This window comes from Enterococcus sp. DIV2379 (assembly GCF_050542965.1).
Classification (GTDB): Bacteria; Bacillota; Bacilli; order Lactobacillales; family Enterococcaceae; genus Enterococcus_D; species Enterococcus_D entomosocium.
On sequence record NZ_CP172938.1, the window covers coordinates 597023 to 618119 of the forward strand.

The 21097-nt window shown below is 38.1% G+C and carries 12 protein-coding genes; 11 read left to right on the forward strand and 1 reads right to left on the reverse strand.

Going from position 1 to position 21097, the window contains the following annotated elements; all coding sequences use genetic code 11:
* Positions 1 to 567 precede the first annotated feature (567 nt).
* Complete coding sequence (locus IGI92_RS02840; protein ID WP_008377858.1) at positions 568 to 876, reverse strand: hypothetical protein; 309 nt, start codon at positions 874 to 876, stop codon at positions 568 to 570.
* Positions 877 to 1761: 885 nt separating this feature from the next.
* Between IGI92_RS02840 and IGI92_RS02845 the strand changes: the two genes are divergently transcribed.
* From IGI92_RS02845 to IGI92_RS02895, 11 genes are all read left to right on the forward strand, one after another.
* The gene (locus IGI92_RS02845) at positions 1762 to 3456 is read left to right on the forward strand and encodes a DUF2075 domain-containing protein (RefSeq protein ID WP_430607970.1); all 1695 of its coding nucleotides are present in this window, start codon (positions 1762 to 1764) and stop codon (positions 3454 to 3456) included.
* Complete coding sequence (locus IGI92_RS02850; RefSeq protein WP_086294531.1) at positions 3419 to 3754, forward strand: nucleotide pyrophosphohydrolase; 336 nt, start codon at positions 3419 to 3421, stop codon at positions 3752 to 3754. The genes IGI92_RS02845 and IGI92_RS02850 overlap by 38 nt, the downstream gene beginning before the upstream one ends.
* A gap of 432 nt (positions 3755 to 4186) precedes the next feature.
* Positions 4187 to 7294 carry an AAA domain-containing protein gene (locus tag IGI92_RS02855; protein ID WP_430607971.1) on the forward strand — a complete coding sequence of 1036 codons (3108 nt, stop codon included), beginning with the start codon at positions 4187 to 4189 and terminating at the stop codon, positions 7292 to 7294.
* 194 nt (positions 7295 to 7488) lie between these two features.
* Positions 7489 to 8682, forward strand: a complete 1194-nt coding sequence (locus IGI92_RS02860) for an ATP-binding protein (RefSeq protein ID WP_430607973.1) — start codon at positions 7489 to 7491, stop codon at positions 8680 to 8682.
* 286 nt (positions 8683 to 8968) lie between these two features.
* Positions 8969 to 10441 (forward strand): TIGR02677 family protein, encoded by a 1473-nt coding sequence (locus IGI92_RS02865; protein WP_430607975.1) that lies wholly within the window; start codon positions 8969 to 8971, stop codon positions 10439 to 10441.
* Positions 10442 to 10451: 10 nt separating this feature from the next.
* The gene (locus IGI92_RS02870; protein WP_430607977.1) at positions 10452 to 11600 is read left to right on the forward strand and encodes a TIGR02678 family protein; all 1149 of its coding nucleotides are present in this window, start codon (positions 10452 to 10454) and stop codon (positions 11598 to 11600) included.
* Positions 11590 to 15681: a TIGR02680 family protein gene (locus tag IGI92_RS02875; RefSeq protein WP_430607979.1), complete on the forward strand. Its 4092-nt coding sequence runs from the start codon at positions 11590 to 11592 to the stop codon at positions 15679 to 15681. The genes IGI92_RS02870 and IGI92_RS02875 overlap by 11 nt, the downstream gene beginning before the upstream one ends.
* Complete coding sequence (locus tag IGI92_RS02880) at positions 15671 to 16918, forward strand: TIGR02679 domain-containing protein (RefSeq protein ID WP_430608481.1); 1248 nt, start codon at positions 15671 to 15673, stop codon at positions 16916 to 16918. Before IGI92_RS02875 ends, IGI92_RS02880 begins: the two co-directional genes overlap by 11 nt.
* Positions 16919 to 17361: 443 nt before the next feature.
* Entirely contained in the window at positions 17362 to 18105 is a 744-nt protein-coding gene (locus IGI92_RS02885) for a hypothetical protein (protein WP_008377866.1), read from the forward strand.
* Between the two features lie 707 nt (positions 18106 to 18812).
* Positions 18813 to 20093 carry a PTS cellobiose transporter subunit IIC gene (celB, locus tag IGI92_RS02890; RefSeq protein ID WP_086332993.1) on the forward strand — a complete coding sequence of 427 codons (1281 nt, stop codon included), beginning with the start codon at positions 18813 to 18815 and terminating at the stop codon, positions 20091 to 20093.
* Position 20094: 1 nt separating this feature from the next.
* Positions 20095 to 20994 carry a haloacid dehalogenase-like hydrolase gene (locus IGI92_RS02895; protein ID WP_429967624.1) on the forward strand — a complete coding sequence of 300 codons (900 nt, stop codon included), beginning with the start codon at positions 20095 to 20097 and terminating at the stop codon, positions 20992 to 20994.
* The last annotated feature ends 103 nt before the right edge of the window (positions 20995 to 21097 follow it).

Consider the following 21097-nt stretch of genomic DNA (forward strand, 5'->3'; position numbering starts at 1 on the left):
TTTGTATCTTCTTTAGGCTTATTGTTATTAAATTCCTTCAAGAAAAAATGTCCAACCTACAAAATATAGATTGAACATTGCTACCTTTTTCTTCGAATTTTATCAATTAATAGTTTTCCGAGTTCATAAATTGTTGTTAAAACTGCGATACAAAAAAGTAGTGCAGTATATTGTACAAGAAAAACTATGTTGAACCATAGCCCATAGACCATTGGTAAAACGACTAAAAGACAAACATATAATTCTATTTTTCGTCTTTTCCTTATTTGGAACCATCTTTCGTCTGTCAAAACTAAATCCCCTTTAAGTAAATTTAAAACCGTTAACTCGTATTCGATCATTGAATTTTGTGGTCAAGCAAGTGGTACCCTCAGCTAAGTATACGACTAATTGAGAGCCACCTAATAAATACTACCTTATTAATAATTGGAATAATTTTATCGTAAAGTAATAGATTTAGAATATTCGGACTGTTTTCTCGTCCAAAAAGAAGTTGGCAAATCGAAGAAAAAAACTGATTGATAACGGTATCAATCAGTAAGAGCTTAAAACGATCGAAGATTAGTATTACTTAGCATCGTTTTCTTTAAAGTAGTCATCAATGTAATCCTTAATTTTTTCAAAATCTTTAGTCAGAAAAAATTTAGAAGGAACTTTTATGATGGGGAGGTTATTTTCATTATCAAAAGGAGCGAATGGCTCAGGAAGGACCAAGTAATCAACAGTATCTTTATCTCTCAGATAATTGATTGAAACGTCGTAAAACGGTGAAAAATAGTCTTTGAGGCTTGTGTCTCTTTGATAAAGAACACCTGGAGTTAATGGTGTGTAAGATAATCCATTGCTCAAAACTAAGACAAAACAAATTCTTTTCATAAAAAATCACCTTTCCTTTCGATTAAATACTAGCGTCATCTCAACAGTCAAGGATTCGTTATTCATTTAATAAATCCATTTTAATAGACAAATGGATAAAATAGTGAGCAATAGAAAAATAATTCAGTTGTTGGGTAGAAGGGAACCAACAATCACAAGTTGTTCCTTTAAAAAACAAGAGATAGGAAAATACCAAGAACAATTGTGGTTAAGATTTCTAGAGCTCTTTCCAGAAACAAATTGTTGCTTTTTAAAAATATTGTTTTCTTTTTATAAGGGAACCAAAATGACTGGTTTGCGTAGTCTGGCGGGTACACGAGATCTAAAATACCACTGATTAACAGTAATGGAATTGCTTCGAAAATATTGTCATGGACGGCTAAATAAATATAGTATGTTAACAAAGAAATTTGAGCGATCCGCAGATGTCTTAGGCTGGTAACTGTATAGTTCATCAAATCATCCTTTCGTAAATGATTATCTCATATTGAATGATTTGGTTAAATTAAAATTATAAAATATTTATTTGTTTTAATATTAAAAAATAAATTCTTTTAATTTACTAAACAATTTATAAATATCCTAAACAGAGGATGTTTAATGAATTGTCAAATGGGATTTTCAGCTATTTATTTTAGAACGTCTTAGAGAGGATTCGTTTGAAAAGAGTTTCAGGATAATAAGTTAGTCTATTAAATCATTAGCAAAGTATGCACGTTGGACGAAATTAGTAGATTAATCAACAGCGATTTTTTTAGATAATGGTTATTTTGCTAAAACAAAAAATTACCAATTTTGTCTTTAATGCTTTAAGAGCAAAATATGCAATGATATACTAAAATAAATAAACTTAATGGAATAGACACTAAACGGAGACTCTAAAATATGACCAACCAACTAATCATAGAAGATCATCATTTCAAGAAAGGTGAGCTATCTAGCATAACGACGGCATATATCGATCAGTACCCAGTCGTTTACATACTCTACAACCGAAATGAAAAGAAAAGACCTGTTGCGTACATTGGTCAAACGGTTCAAGTGAATAAACGATTGAAGCAGCACTTGAATAACTCTAAGCGCAGAGAAATTAAAGAAGTCTTGCTGATTGGACATGAAAAATTCAATCAATCAGCGACCTACAATATCGAAACCAATTTGATCAATCACTTCATTGGGGATGAGCAGTTTCAGTTACAAAACGTCAGTCAAACAAGACAGGTACAGATGCATCAGTATTATGAAAAAGAGTATTATGATGAAGTGGTCTTCCAAGAGTTATGGGAAGAATTGCAAAGGCGTCAATTGGCGAAGCACTCAATCGATACGATTCGCAACAAAGATGTATATAAATTATCCCCTTTTAAAGAATTGACGCCAGAACAGTTAGATATAAAACTTGAAATTATTGAGTACTGTAAACAAGCGATTCAGCAGGATGAAACACAAAAAGTCTTAATAATTGAAGGAGAAGCTGGAACGGGAAAGAGCGTCCTATTGGCATCGCTCTATAACACCCTTCAAGACTATACAAAGTCAGAGTCTGTATTAAAAGGCACTGATAACTATTTGCTAGTCAACCATTCAGAGATGTTAAAAACCTACCATACAATGGCAGAAAGTTTGCCAAATTTAAAAAAGAATCATATGTTAAAGCCAACTTCCTTTATTAATAAAACAGATAATCAGAAGTTGCACCCAGACATCGTTATTGTGGATGAGGCCCATTTGCTTTTAACGAAGAAAGACAGCTATAACAGTTTTCACTATGAAAACCAACTAGAAGAGATTATCAAGCGAGCAAAAATCACGATTTGTATCTTTGATCCGAAGCAAGTATTGAAAATCAAAAGTTATTGGGATCAGGACAAATTGGATCAGTTTCAGAAAAGGTACAATGCTTCTCGCTTTCAGCTAAAAGATCAATTAAGAATGAAAAGTAGTCCACAAATTATTCAATGGATCGATGATATCGTAGAAAAACGTGTAACACCGATTCCAGAATCAACAGCATCTTTTGAGCTTCAGATTATGGAAACCCATGATGCGTTGAAGAATAAAATCTTTTCTCTCGATAAAAAGGAAGGTCTGTCACGGATCATCTCAACATTCGATTATGTTCATAAGAAAGACGGAGCTTCATATCTTGTAGATCCTGGTGGGATCAACCTGCCATGGAATACGACCGATACGAAGCGAACATGGGCGGAGCGACCAGATACAATCAGTGAAGTCGGTTCAATCTACACCGTCCAAGGCTTTGATTTAAACAATGTAGGAGTCGTCATTGGTCCTTCCGTTGATTACGATCCAGAGACCGACCAGCTTGTCATCGATATCGATAAATATGAGGACAAAGGGGCGTTTACGGGACGTGACGATATGAACCAAGAATTGACGAAGAAAGCCAAAGAAACGATCATCCTTAATTCATTGAATGTATTAATGAAGCGAGCAATCAAAGGGCTTTACATCTATGCAATCAATCCCAATCTCCGCCAAAAACTCATAACCCTACAAAACGAAAGGAGCCAGTCCTACCATGCAAAACCAGCCCTCTTCAATGGAACGGATCAATAAATTTCGAGATGATCGCAACTGGCGACAATTTCATAATGAAAAAGATCTAGCTATTTCTATCTCCATCGAAGCCGCCGAATTGTTGGAGATTTTTCAATGGAAAACACCTGAAGAAGCCACTCAAGATTTCGAACATCTAAAAGAAGAAATTGCCGATGTTCTGATTTATTCCTATATGCTGGCAGACAATTTGGGTCTTGATATTGATGAGATCATCAAAGAAAAGCTGGAAAAAAACAACATGAAGTATCCGATGAAAGAAAGTAAAGATTCGAAAAAGAAGTATAATGAATTGTAAGAATATATGCAAAAAAATCGTCTCTTTATCAATATGAACTGATGAGCTGTTCAAAATCAAATCTGGGACTGAATGAACTTCATTCTGGCTCAGATTTTTATGTTTCATAAAAATAAATAGAATAAGAAGACTAATCTATTTTCCTAATAATCTTCGAATCTTTTATTTAAGTTCATCAGTATAAGCCCCACGTCCATTGCACTTGCTCAAAACGACAACCTCTAAGGAAGATCTCGAATCTCTTAAATATGGTCTGGACGTTAAATAATTGTAAAAATATGTATTAAAACTGATTGTAAAACATACTCTACTGTAAGATAATAATCTTAAAACTAAAAAAAATATCAAGAAAATGATGCATGGTGAATAAAATTTTAGAGTAAGTAAAAAGATGACATAGAGACCTGTCATTTTTTACATGGAGCGTGAGTGATGGACAGAAAAAGAGATATTATAGATGCTTGGATTACGATTGAACAATTAGCAGAGGGCACAATTGATACAAGAAATAAAAGGTATTTGTCATTTGCAAGTCTTAAAGACAGAGACTATAAACAATTATTTGAGCAGTTTATTGAAAAGCAAGCAAAGAAACTCAAAGATCAAAAAGGTTACAATACTAAAACTAAAGAAGATAAATTTGGCTTAGTTGTCTTTTTTGATATTTTTGATTTTCAAGAAGTTGTTGAAATCTTAAGAAAGAGATATAAGATTTCATCTGCCTATGAAGAAACGAGAAAAACAAAAAAATTTACATTTGCATTATACTTCGACAAGAATTTAAACTTCCTTCGAGAAAAGCTGTTTTTCACAATCAGCGGATACATAAGATATAAGAAAGAGTTGCCTGAAGATTTCCACAAATCTGAAAGACAGTTGCGTGATGATCTAGCGTCTAGATTCGAAAACGATGATTTTAATGATTGTTTTAATCATATTTTTAAATTATATAAAGTGCCACAAAATCAGTGTCGGTACGCCTTTTTGGAAAACCTAGAAAACGATGACGTTAATCTTCATTCTTTTTATATTGACGATTTGAATAATGCCAAATTACTAAGAACAAAGAATCTGGAACAATATTTTGGTGAGTACACTGGGAATAAAATAAACTTGAATAGCAATAAAGAATCCGTTGATTTCAATGGGAACATTTTTGAAGAAATCTTGCAGCCCAAAAATTATCCCCTAGGACGATTTCCAAGCGAACCTGATCACAAATTATCGTTTATGCAACAAATAGCAGTTAATATAGTATTAAATGAAAATGAAACGATGTTAAGCGTCAATGGACCGCCAGGTACTGGAAAAACTACATTGCTTAGAGATGTCATTGCAGAACATGTTGTCATTCAAGCAAAAGAAATTTGTGGACTTACTCGGAAAGAGTTGAAAAAAAATTTACTTTGTAAAACGAATAAGCTTATTGGTATGTTGCCTTACCGCATTTCTGACAAAAATATCGTTGTAGCTAGTTCCAATAACGGTGCGCTTAAGAATGTGGTGAATGAATTACCGCAATTAAAAGAAATAGCCAATGAATTTCAAGACGTTATCAAGGAAGTGGATTATTTCTGGAAAATAGCTAATGAAAGCACGGATAATAAAAAGAGCAATCAAAAGTTGGATGAAACTGATGATGTAGCAGAAGAAAATTGGGGCGTATTCTCTACAGAAGGAGGGAATTTACATAACCAAAGGCAGCTATTTAATAAGTTGCAAAGCATGGATTACGTTTTGAAAAATAATTATGTATCAAATCCTATGGTGTATAAAGAATTTGAATCGCTATATACAGAGTTAGCTTTAGAAAGAAGTCAAAGGCAAAATTACTATGAGACAATAAAAAAATTTCCTGAATTAATCAATGAATACCATTCTTTATTAGAAAAGTACAATAGAGAAGAAAAAGAAAAGTCGGAAGCGTTAAAACATGCTGTTGAAAATTGTACGATTCAATTGACAAATCTATTAGAAAATAGTAAGTCGGAAATTGCACTTTTCAAGAAATTAGAACAAAACGTAGAAAAGGTTCAACAGGACTTTGAAAAAATTAAAGAGGAGCAGCAGCAGTTATTCAGTCAAAAACCAAGATTATTACGACTAAGAAAGTTCTTAAAAAACGATCATGTGCACCGTTATCTTGAAGAGTTAGATAGAAAACAAAAAGAAGAGAAAAAACTTTCTCTTGAGAAAATAGACTATGAAATTAAGTTAAAACAGAAAATGCAGATGATCGAAAATTATCAAGTTGAAATCAGAAATGTTGAAAAATATCAGAAAGAATTGACTCCTATCTTTGATAAATGGCAGCAAAACAAAATAAACGAACTGGATAAGCTTAGGAAGGAAATAGAGCAAATTCGAAAATGGCAGAAGGAAGCTGACTTTGAGGAACTTGATTTATCACAGCCTTATGAAGAATTGCAAAAATCCAATCCATGGTTTACTAAAGAATTTAGAATAAAGCAGTCGAAACTTTTTTTTAAAGCACTAGAGGTAAGGAAACAATTTCTCTATGAAAATAGAGAATCCTTCTCAACTGCATGGAGAACTTTTAAAAGTCCCGATAGAAATGGATCAACAGAAAATGACTTGAAAAAAGTTCAAGAATCTTGGCAGTGGGTAAATTTCGCTATTCCAGTAATTAGTACTACATTCGCAAGTTTTAGAAAAATGTTCACGAACATTGAAGAAGAAGGAATCAGTAATTTATTTATTGATGAGGCCGGACAAGCACTACCTCAGGCAAGTGTCGGAGCTATTTTTAGAAGTAAAAAAATTCTAGTGGTTGGTGACCCTTCACAAATCAAACCTGTTCTAACGGTAGACCCAAACGTTTTAAATTTGATTAGAAAGAATTATCGAGTGAGTGAGCATTTCATATCTTCAAACGCTTCAACTCAAACAATCATTGATAACATAGGTAAGTATGGCTTTAAAAATAGCGTTCAAAAATGGCGAGGTATTCCGTTATGGGTACACAGGAGATCAAAAAATCCAATGTTTACGATTGCAAATGAACTTTCATATGATGGATTAATGGTTCATGGGAACCCTCCAAAAGAGATACAAGGAAAAGGTCGCTGGATAGATATCACTGGCACAGCGAATGATAAATTCGTACAAGAACAAGCGACTTATGTAAAAAAAGAAATTAAAGAGATAATGGATAAAAAAGAAATCTACGTCATCACCCCTTTTAAAAATGTTGCATACAAACTAGAGCGTGAATTAAATAGCATAAATTTCGTGAAGCGAGAAAATGGAAAGGCAGTCAATGTTGGAACAGTTCATACGTTCCAAGGAAAAGAGGCAGAAATCGTCTTTTTGGTGTTAGGAGCGGATAATAGAAGTAGAGGCGCGGCTGAGTGGGTGGTTTCAGAGCCCAACCTGATAAATGTTGCGGCGACGCGAGCAAAGAGTGAATTCTATATTGTTGGTGATAAAAAATTATACAGTCAATTAGGAAGTGAAGTAGCAACCAAAACAATTGAGCTACTTGAACAATACAATGAAAAAAGGAAGCCTCTGTTGTAAACAAATCATCATAAGAATGAAAAAGTCAGAATGGAGGTAAGAAGTCTATTCTGACTTATTTCGGTTAGACATTACTATCGAATATTTTTAGTATCAAACTTCATAAAAATCAAAAAAACAATCAAATTTGAAGTTAACTTCAAAAAATGATAAAATAAAACAAAAATTGAAGTTTAGAAACGGGGCGAAACCAGTTGTTTCAACGACCAGCATATCTTCAACGGTTAATTGATTTTAAAGATACAGATTTTATTAAGGTGATTACAGGTGTTCGGCGTTCGGGCAAGTCGGTATTGCTGCTTTTGTTTAAGGAATACTTGAAACAAGAGAACATTCCCGATGATCATATTATCTACATGAACTTTGAGAGTTTTGAGTACCAACCGATCACGACAGAGGAAAAGCTCCGAGAGAAACTTCATGAGAAATTGCCTAAAGATGGTGAAAAAATTTATTTGTTGCTAGATGAAGTACAAGTAGTCGATGGTTGGCAGCGAGTGATCAATGGTGTTCGGGTGAGCTTTAATAGCGATATTGTCATTACAGGTTCGAATGCGAAGATGCTTTCAGGTGAACTGGCAACACTTTTGAGTGGCCGATATATTGAAATTCCTATGTATCCTTTATCCTTTCAAGAGTTCTTGGCTGTTAAAGAGATTCACCCTGATTCACGAAAAGTCGATACAGCATATGAAGAGTATGAAAAGTATGGTGGTTTTCCAAGTGTTGTGATTGCGGAAGAAGGAATCAAAGATACGATTCTTTCTGGTATTTTTGATACGATTGTTCTGAACGATGTCGCCTTAAGAGCAGGTATCAAAGATCCAGCTGTGTTGAAATCAGTGATCCGTTTTTTAGCGGACAATGTTGGACAACTCGTGAATACGAATAAAATCGTCAACACCCTAAAAAGTGAAAGAATTGAAACAACCAGTCATACAGTAAATAGGTATTTAGATCTATTAGAGAGCGGATACTTATTTTATCGTGCGAAACAGTATGATATACGTGGGCGCGAATATCTTAGGACGAATGGCAAATATTTTATCGTGGATACCGGTCTTAGAAGAAATGCCGTGGGGCGAAAAGATGGGAACTACAGCAACCGTTTAGAGAATATTGTTTATATCGAACTGCTACGTCGCGGGTATAGTGTGGATATTGGCAAAATGGAGCAGAAAGAAATCGATTTTGTTGCTCGAAAATTAGATGAAACGATTTATGTTCAGGTTGCCTATCAATTGCCTAACAATACGCATGAAACAGACAACTTACTAAACATCAAAGACAACTACAAAAAAATCGTTGTCACGGGACGATACTATGAAGTCGAACAAATTGATGGTATTCCCATCGTTTATATTGCAGATTGGCTGCTAGAGAAATAGAAAAGTCCATTCAAGTTGCTGGTTTACCAAAAGCTACTGGCAGAAGAACATTTTTATACAGCAAAGATTTCAAGTCATCAGGAGCATAGCTATCTCCTTGATGGCTTTTTTTATTGAGCCTATAGGTTATAGAAGGTTAATGGTGCCTCGTTCATAGGACGGCCATACACTAAACCAAGGTTTTTTGTATGAAATAGTATATTTTCCGTTTATTGTGATAAATCAACTATTTCAATATATTTGCTCGTGTTATACTGAAACCAGAGAAAATAAAGGGAGTTTTAACATGCCGCAATTTTTTGATGATCCATCTGATTACAAAAAAATGACCGAGGTAACGTATTTGTCAGCAGATACAAATCACATACGCTATCGAATGATTATGCGTTATTTCTTTGTGCAACATGAACGAATGCGTGATTTTATTTATCCAGAAGATATTTTTGCTTTTATGCAAGAGCAATCAATTCTGAATTATACAGAAGAACACCTTACCCAAGACTTGAAACAGCTAGTCAAGTGGAAAAATATCGCCGAGAGTTATGAAGTGAAAAATCCACGTACGATTGAAGAATTTAATCGACGAAATTCACGCTACCAAATTTTACCTATCAGTGTGGAAATTGAGCGGATGATGATGAGACTGGAAAATCAAGGAGAACGGTTTAAAGGCTCGCTGGATGTCCGTTCTTTTGAAAAGCTCCACCGTGTCTTAGCAGAATTCATCGAAGCTGAGCTTGATGAACAGCAGTTGATGGATACCTGGCAAGAATTAGTCAGTCGTTTTACAACGGTCAAAGAAGCAACTTCTGACTATATGGCCTATCTTAGTTCAGAAGATGCCGATTTTACTTCAGAAAGAGGCAAGCTGTTAGAATTCAAAGAAAAGTTTATCCGCTATTTGCGAGATTTTATTCTTGGCTCACATCAAATGGCTGCCAAAATCCGTGAATTGCTCACCCAGAAAAATCAGGTTCATAAACGGTTGATTCAGTTAAGTACATTACCAGAATTTAGTCCTCGTCTTGAAGCGGACATACAAACGCCAGAACAAAAGCTATTTGAAACGCAGGAACTCTTTCAGAGCATTCATGATTGGTTCATAGATCGCCCCATCCAATTATCGGAATATTCTCTATTAAATCAACGGACCGATGAGATGATTCGAAAAATCACTCGTGCGATTCGTGATTTGGGGGAAGAGCGGGCGCAGCGCTCTAGTCGGAAAAAAGATTACTTGCATATGGCGAAATGGTTCCATGAGTGCTCAACCCTCTCAGAGGCGCATCAACTATCAGCAACCGTTTTTGGCGTTGAAAACAGTCGACATTATTGGACACAAGAAGTTGACAGCAGTGATATTTATAGTGATATTTGGCAATTAGAACCTAGTGTTTATTACCTCAAAGGGCGTGTGCGGGAATACAAAGAATCGACCAAAAGTACGTCATTTACCATGAAACAATCAGAAAAAGACGCATTGACCCAGGAATATCAGGCACAGCAAGAAAAAATGCGAGCGCTCTTAAAGACGTACTTGATTGATGGAGAAATTCAGCCAAGCAAGCATTCCCTCATTCCGCAAGAGATACGGCGAACGTTTTTGAAGTGGTTTGCCCAAGGGATCCTGAGCAACGGTGGGTTATTTACGAATGAATTTGGCGAACGTTTAGAATTGAAACGTTTAGATGGTTCTTTCGATTTGATTTCGAATGATGGCAGATTGAGAATAGAAGATTTCAAATTTGTTATGAAGTAAGGAGGGACTCATGGAAAAAAAAGAACAAATCAAAGAAGCGTTGAAATTACTTTTCAATCACTACTGGATCATTCGTGACCAACAGATGGAAGAGTTTGCTTTGTTGAAGGGAGTAGAATCGGAGCTCCTTCAACTAGTCAAGGAAAGATTTGGCTACGCCCTACGGTTCACACCTGACTATATTAAACTAGAGAAGATTCCTGTAGAACCAAAGGATTGGATGGGAATCCAAGCGTTTCATTCTCCGGAAGACTATGCTTTGTTTTGCTGTCTATTAGCTTTTCTGGAGGAACAAAGCCGCTCACCTTTCTTTTTACTAAGTCATATTTGTGAGGAATTACTACGGCTTTATCCAATCAAAGATGCGATCAACTGGCAAAACTTTACTCATCGGAAATCGTTGGTTCGCGTGTTAAAAAAAGCCAAAGAATTCCATCTGATCGAGGAACGAGATGGTATGATCGAGCAATTTGGACAAGACGAATCTGCCGAGGTTTTGTACCACGCAACGGGTTATGGCAGAACATTTATGCGTCCTTATCCTGAAGATATCGCCAGCTTTGCTGATAGCACCCAACTCAAAGCTATCGATCAGCAAATCTTTCAACAAGAAAATGCCCAGCGATATTTAGCATATCGCCGATTATTTTTAGAGCCAACGGTGTTGCGATCCGACATTGACGAGTCGTTAGTGTATTATTTACGGAATCAAAGAAAGGCGATTAATGATTTCGCAGAAAATTATACGGATATGACCTTTGAAGTTTACAAAGATGTATTTCAAGTAACAGCTGATAATAGTAATCAGACTCATGTTTTTCCTGGTACAAAAGCATTAGATGATATTTTATTGCAACTTGGTACAATAGTAAGAACAAAAGACTATGTTCCAGAAAGTAGTGGGATCATTTCTCTCAGTTATTCTCAGTGGCTGCAACTAGTGGAAGAACTTTTTCAAGCCTACCACAATGGTTGGTCTAAAGAATACCGAGAGACAAAGCCGATCGACGTGTTAGCTCAAGAGCTCCTTTCTTACGGTAGTCAGTGGATGCTCTTACGGGAGCAGGCAGATGAAGTATGGCTGTTGCCTCAGTTAGCACGCTTTTCAGGAGAGTATAACGATGATTTTAACAAAAAGGAGCAGTTAGATGAAAAATGAGCGTTGGCATCTACACCGTGCCTACATAAGTAATTATTGGTATTTCGATGAAGCAAGTTTTGAGTTTTCTAAAGGGAAACTGCTTTTACGGGGAGCCAACGGTTCGGGGAAATCAATCACTACCGCTAGTTTATTGCCACTACTACTGGATGGAAAAATTGCCCCTTCACGTTTAGATCCATTTGGCTCTGCTTCACGAAAAATAGAGGAGTATCTTTTAGGTGAAAAAGATCTTTCGACCCACAATGATCGAACAGGTTATTTAGCGATGGAATATCGTTATGGCGATCAAGAGGTTTATTTTACAAGTGGCATGGGCATTCGTGCCAGAAGAGGTAAGTCATTGGATCGTTGGTATTTTATACTGACAGATAATAGCCGTATTGGGCTTGATTTTCCTTTATGGCATGAATTAGGTAGCAACCAGCGGCGGCCATTTTCAGAAAGAGAACTGATTGGACGACTAAATAATAGAGGTCGAATCACAAAGAAGCAAAAGGAATATGCGGAGTGGATCAATAAATATTTGTTTGCTTTTGACAGTATGGAAACCTTCAATCAAATGATTCAACTACAGTTGGATATTCGTAAACCAAAACTATCGAAAGACTTTGCGCCAACAGAAATTTATCGAATCTTAGAAGAAGCATTACCACAACTAAAAGATGATGATTTGCATGAAGTGTCGGATAGTTTAGAAAACATTGAAACGTCAAAGAATCAGCTGCAACAAAATGAAAAAGACCTGGTTGATTTAGAGGCATTGAAACATGCTTTTGATGACTACCATTTGCAGGTGCAAGGGAAATATGCCACACATACCTTGCGTACGAAGAAAAAAACCGCTGAGTTTCAACAATTACTGCATGAAAAAATGGAAATGTTTGAGCAAGCACAAAAGCTATTAGAACAGTCTATCGACAAGCGCGTAACCCTAGACAGTGAGCAAGATCTTCTAAAAGAAAAAATTACTGCTCTGGAGCACCATGATCTTTTTCGACTGGAAAAAGAACAATTACAAGCGAAGCAGCAAGAACAGCAGCTACACCTTCGTTTAGAGAAAATAACGAACAATATGCTGAAAACGAGAAACAGCCAGCAACAATACCAACAAGATTGTAACGAGTTGGAACGCCAGTTGGATCAGAAGAATCAAGAGCAACAAGGCTTCTTGCTAGAGATGGAAGACCATGTTGAAGGTACTGGATTTAAGCAACATACGTTACTTGTAGAAGATTTCAACCGATTAGGCTATGAGATGAACCTGCAGTATTGGAGAAGTGCATTAGGCAACTATCAAAAAGCAGTGGGTCAGCTGCTTGATGAAGCCTATCGTCTCCAGCAAACAAAGCAGCAAAAAGCCGCTACCAAAGAGTTGATCGATCAATTGGCAAAAGAGCATGAGCGGCTTTCTTTTGAGTTGCATCATTATGAAGAAATGTTTCAGTCTGAATTGACCAAAACAGAAGTTGCCTTAGCCCAGTGGCAAAAGATACTACCTTTTTCTTTTACCAATCAAGAATGGCAGCAGATGCTCCAGCGGCTAAACACCTTGTTTTCCCAAACGGCTTCCTACGAGCAAGTCAAAGAGCCATTGATCCACGCTTATCAACAATATCAATTAGGACAAAAAGAGATCATTCAGGAAAAACGCTTGGAATTAAACCAATTAGACAAAATCGGGAAGCAATTACACGATGACTTGAGCACTTGGCGTCAAAAAAAATTACCAGAACCGCAACGTCGTGCGGAACAGACAGCTGATCGCCTGCGACTGCATGCAGATGCCAAAAAAGTTGTTTCTTTTTATGAAGTCATCGATTTTACAGAAGATATCACACAAGACCAACGAAGCCAGCTAGAAGCAGCATTGTATAACAGTGGGATCTTAGACGCATTAGTCAGTGAGGAGCCATTGCCTTTAGAAAATGAACAGCAACTGGTCCCCAATCCCCAATTGATGGCACATACATTAGCAGACTACCTAGAGCCAGCAGTTGGTGAAAGTGGTATCTCAGAAGGATACGTTCTTGATTTACTGCAATCGATTGTCGTGGAGTCGGAGGATCCGACAGTGGCAGCCGTTGATCTGACTGGGATATATCATTTAGGGATCTATCGAGGAAAAGCTAGCAATAGTCAGAAAAGCCAGTTTATCGGCAAAGAAAGCCAAAAACAATTTCTAGAAGCCAAAATTGCCGAGATTGAAGGTCAGATTCTACTAAACGAAGCAGCAAAAGAAGAAAAGCAAAAGACGATCGATGCCGTTCAAAAAAAGATTACAAGCACACAATGGCTCTTTGAGCAAATGCCTGATAGCAAAGAATTAGAAGTAATTCAGCAAGAAATAAATAATCAGCAAAAAAAGGTCATAGAAAATCAACAACGACAGCTCTTCCAAGAACAACAGTATCTTCAATTCAAAGAACAACATAAAGTACTGCAAATTCAGATCCGTCAATTGCAAGAAACACATGACTTGATCGTTAGTGAGGACATAACCGCATTAGAAAAAGTCAAAAAACAACTGGCTGACTATCAAGGGGCCTTTGAAGATTTTTACGATGCTTTTACCGGTGGCAAGTCTTTGCCAAATCAAATTAGGCAATACAAAGAGTTTTTAGCAACGACCCGTGAGCGTTACGAGCAAGAGGCAGAAGAACAGCACGCGTTGGATCGACAAGTTGTTCACTTACAAAAGAAAATTGTAAGTATAGAAGAGCAACTTGCTCTTGAAGGCTTTGAAGAGATCCGCCAGCAAATAAAAGCCGCCGTGAAAAAGCAAGAAGAGAATCAGCAACAATTGCATGAACTAAATACAACAATCATTCCACAAACAACGTCACGAAAAGATGCTCTGGAGAAAGAAGTTAGAGAAAATAAAGAGCGAAGTGAATTCTATGAGCTGTTGTATCAAACGTGGTTGAACGTCGCAGAAAGAGAACTTTTACGCTATCAACAAGAATATCTCTCATTGAATGAGGTGGCAGAACATTATCAAGGAGAGGAAACGTTGAAGAAGGCTGCCACGATGCTAAAGCGAGTGCAAAGAGAAAAGATGGTTCCGTTAGGACAATATAGTCCAGAACTTGTTGAAAGTACAATGACGTCTATTGAAACACTTGAAACGCGAGAATGGTCCGACGCATTGGTAAGTGAAGTGCAGCTGCTGCAAGCAGATAGCCAGAACGAGGTCTTATACTTACTGGATGAACAAAACCATCGAACGTCAGTGATGGATATCTGCCAACAAGTTCAAGCAAAGATCGAGGAATTGAAATTCTTCATCGATGCAGAAGATCACAAGCTTTTTGAGGAAATCTTACTGAATTCCATTGGCAATAGCATCAAGGGGTTGATTTCTAAGACCGAACAATGGGTAAAGAAAATGAATGCCGTCTTGAAAAATACCAAGGATGAGAACCGTTTGCGCCTTTCTATTCGCTGGGTACCGAAAACTTCTGATCGTGAAGGCGAAATGCATACAACTGATTTGGTCCGAATTTTACGTCAGCCAGCAGCGATGTTAACAACGGAAGACTTGGAGCGAATGATTCGCCATTTTCGAGAAAAAATCAATTATGCCAAGACAATCCAAGGAAATAGAGAAGAAGGTGAAATCCAAACCCTTCATGAGGTGATGAAAGAGGTTTTAGATTATCGTCATTGGTTCAAATTTATTTTGAGGTATCAAAAAGACAACGAACCTGAACGAGAGTTAACGAATCCACGGTTTTATAAACTAAGCGGAGGAGAAAAAGCAGTTGCGATGTATTTGCCATTATTCACTGCGATGTATGCTCGCTTTGAAGATGCCAAAGCGGATGCACCACGAATGGTTTGTTTGGATGAAGCCTTTGCCGGCGTTGATGAACTAAATATCGCTGATCTATTTGGTTCATTAGAAGATCTAGGCTTTGATTATCTACTGAACTCCCAAGCTTTATGGGGCGATTACGATACGGTATCTTCTCTAAATATCTATCAGTTATTGAGAAAAGCGAACAGTACCACTGTTGGCTTGATTCAAAGTCATTGGAAAGGCAAGAAAGAGTCCCTTGGTGAGAAAAATGAAGACTGAATTACGTAAATTTTTTGCCGCTTATGAAAGTTATCATAAGGTGATGGAAATGGCAGCAGCGAAATACTATCGCTATGGACACTTCACTGGGACAATCCCTTTAACCACTTTTACAGAAAAGGAACAGGTAGAAATCGCTGACTTTTTAGGTGTTGCCTCTTCTGAGTTGCTACAGAAAAAGAAATTAACTTTAAAAGCTTGGCAAAAGGCGTATGAAGAAAGTCGATTTCACCAAATTGCCTTTGAAGAAGCTGTGGAACTGGTGACCGGCCAAAAACTGAGAACAAAAGGTTTTGAGCAAGCGCAAAAAGAAGCTGAAAGAAAGCAGTATGTTGACTATTTCTCAGAATGTGAAGGGCTTGAATTTGTCAGCCCCAAAAGGCAGCTGGATTTTCTTCGTCAACAGGTCACACGAACGGAACTTGATTTATTGGGACGGTTGATACAAGCATTGCCCAAAGAATTAACTTATTTACCCGTCTACGCACAACAACAGCTGGGAAATCCCCATGGATTAGATCGGCAAATGCGGATTGGCAAACTTTTCTTTACATTACTAATAGATTTATGTCAATTGACCAGAGAAACAAATGAATCAGCGACAGAATACCGTAGCCGTATTTATCAGCAGCAGAACCTCGTTGTCGATGACCTAATGAATTTTGTGACGATCAGTAATCTTGTGGCGAAAACGCAGGAAGGAACCGACCATCCTATGTGGCAAGGAGCATGTGAGTATCAAGTGATTTGGAATGTACCGATCAAAGCCTTGCTAGATATTGAAACCGTGAGGCCAAGGCAGGGGAATACGGTGTTTATTTTTGAAAATTCCTCTCTCTATTCCGCATTGCTGACAGCCTTTCCTGTGTTGCCATCTATCTGTCATCAAGGGCAATTTCGCTTAGCGATGTGGCGTATACTAGCGCTTTTTCCAGAAACGACTCACTTTTTTTATGCCAGTGATATGGACCCAGAAGGACTCCAAATGGCGGATAAAATCAAGCAACGTTACCAAGAAAGAGTGCAGTTTTTATTTATGGATCAACAGTCCTATCTGTCATATCCATCGGAAAAAGATATTTCCAACAGCTTACCTAAGTTGACGTCATTGATCGATCCTAATTTAAAGGCAATCGCTGAATCAATGAAGGAAAAGAAAGTAGCGAGTTATCAAGAAAGTTTATATGAGAAATATGTAGCCTTTCTAAGCAAATGGGAAAAATCAGAGAATATCTGATTTGCGCATAAAAGAAAAATAGCGGGTTGTGGAATCAGAGCTGATTCTACAGCCCTTTTTCACGATTAACACAGTGTTTTTTTCACGGCTTCTATTCTGCAAAAAAAATGAAAATCAGTCATAGAGGAGCCAGTTCTTGGATAGCTTTGTTTACTTCTTCTTACATGATCCTAAATATTCCGTCGTTTCTTTGCTTTAGGATAATCATAGTACTGTGTAAATCCCGATATATTCATAAAGGAATTGGTTTGATGTTTGAGTGAAAAACGAAAAACCGCTTTCTCCCCAAAAACCTAAAAAACCTATTGCCCCCCAAGCCCACTTACTGTATAGTAAACAAGAATATTTCATGAAAATAACCAAAAATAACTAATTAAAAAGACTTCGTTATTGAAAATTGCGATTAAACGTTGCCGCAAACGGAATATAAGAAGGGGAAAACAATGACGTATTTAACAAATAATTTTGTGAATTGCATGATCACTTTAGGGTTTATCTTCATCCATCTATTTTCAAATGTTATCTCATCCAGAAAACTAAACGTGCAATACATGAGCTCCTTTGCCGCTGGGGTAGGGATCTCCTATGCGATCGTTCATCTATTGCCCCATTTGGCGTATTTTCAAACGGTGTTGATCGATGAATTTGGCTGGGATTCGGGGATTTTTTATAGTCATGGGGTCTATGGCATCGTTTTGTTTGGCTTAGTCTTCAGTTACGTGATCTACAAAATCGATGAGCGGACGTTTATGGTGTTAGAAAAGAAAGACATCACCAGTGCCAAAAACGCCTTTTTTTGGTCGGATATCGCTTTTCATGTGATCTACAATATCATGATCGGCTATATCGTGATTGCCAATACGCTATCAGAGCGTTTTTACATTTTGACCTACTTTATTGCCTTTGGTTTGCACTTTCTCATGAACGATTGGCTGCTCTATCACCATCATGGTGCCCTTTACAACAAATATGGTCGTTTTGTGCTTTCCTTCAGTATTTTCGCGGGAGCTGCGTTCTCCCTCTTTGTTTCATTGCCTTACTATCTGGTGGTCATCATTGAAGCCTTGATCACCGGGGCTTTGCTGGTGAATATCATCAAATTTGAGTTACCCAATGAAGGGGAAGGCAGTATTCGTGGGCTATTGGTAGGCACAATCTGTTCTGGAATTTTGTTTGTATTTGTCTAGCGCGAAAAGGAGGGCTGAATCATGGATGATTCGGTCCTCCTTTTTTTATAAATACGTAAAGCAATCACTATTTTCTATTTCAATCGAACAAATCACAATAGTTTTTTATTTTTTTGACCATTATTTACAATTTTGTTACGATGTTCGCTTGCTTTTCCCAAAAACATTCTATAAAATGTAAGCGAATAGAAACCAAAAAAATAGGCACCTCGTATCTCTGCGCCAACAGATTTACGAGGCCCTGATCAGTCACACCCTTAAGACGGATGACCAATCAAGTTGCCATAGTTGATCGCCAAAGGCATCAACGTGTTTATTGTACCCGATTTCCTTGTCGATTTCTAGTAGATTCAGGCAGGTTTTTGGGCAAAAACCGTGGGATGCTGGACGCTTATTTTGCTATGCCAAAGGCATTGGACAATCTTGTCCAATGCCTTTTTTGTCGTTTGAAACGGTTCATGCGCAGGATCGTTTGCGGCAAATAAAAGGTGTGAAGATCAGTTGAGAACAGTTGCATGGAAAATAGGCAGTCATAGTTGAGAAATCCAATGCCTTGCGTTCTTACTGTGTTCATAGCAATAGCGTTTTGGCGATCAGCACTTCAATCCTAGGTTCTTGAAGGTGGCAAGCCTTGGTTTCTATTCACACTTCGAAAAGATACCTGAACGCACTCTTTCAGCGATCTTTTAAGGTTAAGGAGGAAGCTTATGAAGGATTCGTTAAAGAAATTTATGGAAGAAAAAATGCTGCCATGGGGAATGAAAATTGGCAGTGAAAAGCATCTAGTTGCCATCCGTGATGGACTTGTCACCACGATGCCTTTGATTATTATCGGTTCCATTTTTGTTATTTTATCCAACGTTCCATGGGAAGGCTTTAACCTATTTGTTACTAGTATTTTTGGTGGGGAATGGCGCAGCAAATTAGACTTTGTCGTCCAAGTGACCTTTGGTGTGATGGCGCTGTTCAATTCCTTTGCTATTGCGTATAGTTTAGCAACCACATACCGCGTCAGCGGTTTATCTGCCGGTGTATTGGCAGCGTCGGTTTTTCTTTTAGTCACTCCGATTGAAGACGGCGGCATTCAAATGTCTTATCTTGGTAGCCGCGGGCTGATCGTAGCAATCATCACCAGTTTGATCACGGCGGAGATTTTCCGATTATTCGTACAAAAGAATATCGTGATTCGCATGCCAGAAAACGTTCCCCCGGCGGTCAGTCGCTCCTTTATTGCATTGATCCCCTCATTCTTTTGCCTCTCGCTTTTCTGGGTGATTCGTTTATTAGTGGAATCATTCGGCAACACGAATGTTCATGATCTGCTGTACAGCCTTGTGGGACAACCTTTATCGATCATTGGCGGAGGCTTTATAGGTGGTCTATTTGCCATTATGTTTACGTCATTGTTTTGGTCAGTGGGCATCCACGGTTGGGACTTGGTCTTGAGCGTCCTGCAGCCGACATGGATTCAAATGATCGATGAAAATCGGATCGCTTTTCAAAACGGCGAAACGATTCCGCATATCATCAATTATACCTTTATGAATACCTTTGTCTGGATTGGCGGTAGTGGCGTGATTTTGGGCTTGGCGATCTTACTCTTAGTCAGAAGTAAAAGCAAGTATTTAAAAGAGTTGGGGAAACTCGGATTTCCATCAACGGTTTTTAATGTCAATGAACCCATCATGTTTGGGTTGCCCGTTGTCATGAATCCATTGATTTTGTTCCCATATATTCTGACACCGGTCGTTTGCTATGTCATCTCTTATACGACAGTTGCCATGGGGATCGTCCAACCTGCCGTCGTTTTGGTGCCCTGGTCGATGCCGCCAATCATCGGCGGTTATCTAGCCACAGGCGGACATATTTCGGGGGCAATCTTACAACTGGTGAATCTGACGGTTTCTATCGCCATCTATTATCCATTCTTCAAAATGCTGGATAATCGGACATTAGCCAGTGAACTCGGTTCAGAAAGTGGGGCGTAAAATGAAGACAAAACGATTATTGAATTGCACGGCAGCTGATTTTAAATCATTTGATAAAGACCAGCTATTGGAAAGTATCCGAGGAAGTGCGGGGCGGACGATCGTTGCAGAAAATGATGTTCAAATCGATCCAATGTCTAGAGGAATCACCAATGCTGAATTTGTCGCTGCATTTGGGGCGGATTTGATTTTGCTGAATCTATTTGATTGCGAAAACGGCGCTATCAAAGGATTACCGACAACGGATGACCCCATTCGCTTTTTGCAGTGCTTAACGGGGCGGCCTGTTGGGGTCAATCTTGAGCCTGTCGACGATTGTGCGGAGCAGATGGAACAGCTGACAACTATCGCTACTGGGCGTTTGGCAACAAAGAAAAACATGGCACGCGCAGAAGCACTTGGATTTGATTTTATCTGTCTGACAGGAAATCCTTCCACTGGCGTTTCAAATAAAGAAATCACAGCGGCAATCAAACAAGCAAGAGCTGTTTTCTCTGGGATCATTATTGCTGGAAAAATGCACGGAGCTGGTGTCAATGAACCTGTGTTGGATGAAGAAATTGCGTCTGCATTCATTCAAGCAGGAGCCGATGTTATTCTTGTACCCATTGCAGGCACGATTCCTGGTCTGAGTGAACAACACATGAGTGATCTTGTAGCCTTTATTCACCAAAAAGGGCAGTTGGTCATGGGCACCATCGGTACTACACAAGAAGGTGCAGATATAGGCACGATCCGTGCCTTGGCATTGACTAGCAAACGTGCCGGTTGCGACCTTCATCATATCGGAGATGCGGGTTTTTCTGGGACCGCTGATCCCGAGAACATCTTGCAACTATCCATCGCCATCAGAGGTAAGCGCCATACCTATCACCGAATGGCCGTCTCAGTGAATCGATAGGTGGAACAAATCGGCACATGCCTATGAAAGGCAAGAATTGTTAGAAGAATTTTTCGTTGAATGTTGAATAATGAAGCAAGACCGAAACAGAGAGTGAACTCTT

What these genes read in the sequence shown, in the direction of transcription:
- IGI92_RS02880 (WP_430608481.1), top strand. Translation starts at nt 15,671, where the DNA reads ATGAAGACTGAATTACGTAAATTTTTTGCCGCTTATGAAAGTTATCAT.
- IGI92_RS02885 (WP_008377866.1), top strand. Translation starts at nt 17,362, where the DNA reads ATGACGTATTTAACAAATAATTTTGTGAATTGCATGATCACTTTAGGG.
- IGI92_RS02850 (WP_086294531.1), top strand. Translation starts at nt 3,419, where the DNA reads ATGCAAAACCAGCCCTCTTCAATGGAACGGATCAATAAATTTCGAGAT.
- IGI92_RS02865 (WP_430607975.1), top strand. Translation starts at nt 8,969, where the DNA reads ATGCCGCAATTTTTTGATGATCCATCTGATTACAAAAAAATGACCGAG.
- IGI92_RS02870 (WP_430607977.1), top strand. Translation starts at nt 10,452, where the DNA reads ATGGAAAAAAAAGAACAAATCAAAGAAGCGTTGAAATTACTTTTCAAT.
- IGI92_RS02895 (WP_429967624.1), top strand. Translation starts at nt 20,095, where the DNA reads ATGAAGACAAAACGATTATTGAATTGCACGGCAGCTGATTTTAAATCA.
- IGI92_RS02855 (WP_430607971.1), top strand. Translation starts at nt 4,187, where the DNA reads ATGGACAGAAAAAGAGATATTATAGATGCTTGGATTACGATTGAACAA.
- IGI92_RS02875 (WP_430607979.1), top strand. Translation starts at nt 11,590, where the DNA reads ATGAAAAATGAGCGTTGGCATCTACACCGTGCCTACATAAGTAATTAT.
- IGI92_RS02845 (WP_430607970.1), top strand. Translation starts at nt 1,762, where the DNA reads ATGACCAACCAACTAATCATAGAAGATCATCATTTCAAGAAAGGTGAG.
- IGI92_RS02840 (WP_008377858.1), bottom strand. Translation starts at nt 876, where the DNA reads ATGAAAAGAATTTGTTTTGTCTTAGTTTTGAGCAATGGATTATCTTAC.
- celB (WP_086332993.1), top strand. Translation starts at nt 18,813, where the DNA reads ATGAAGGATTCGTTAAAGAAATTTATGGAAGAAAAAATGCTGCCATGG.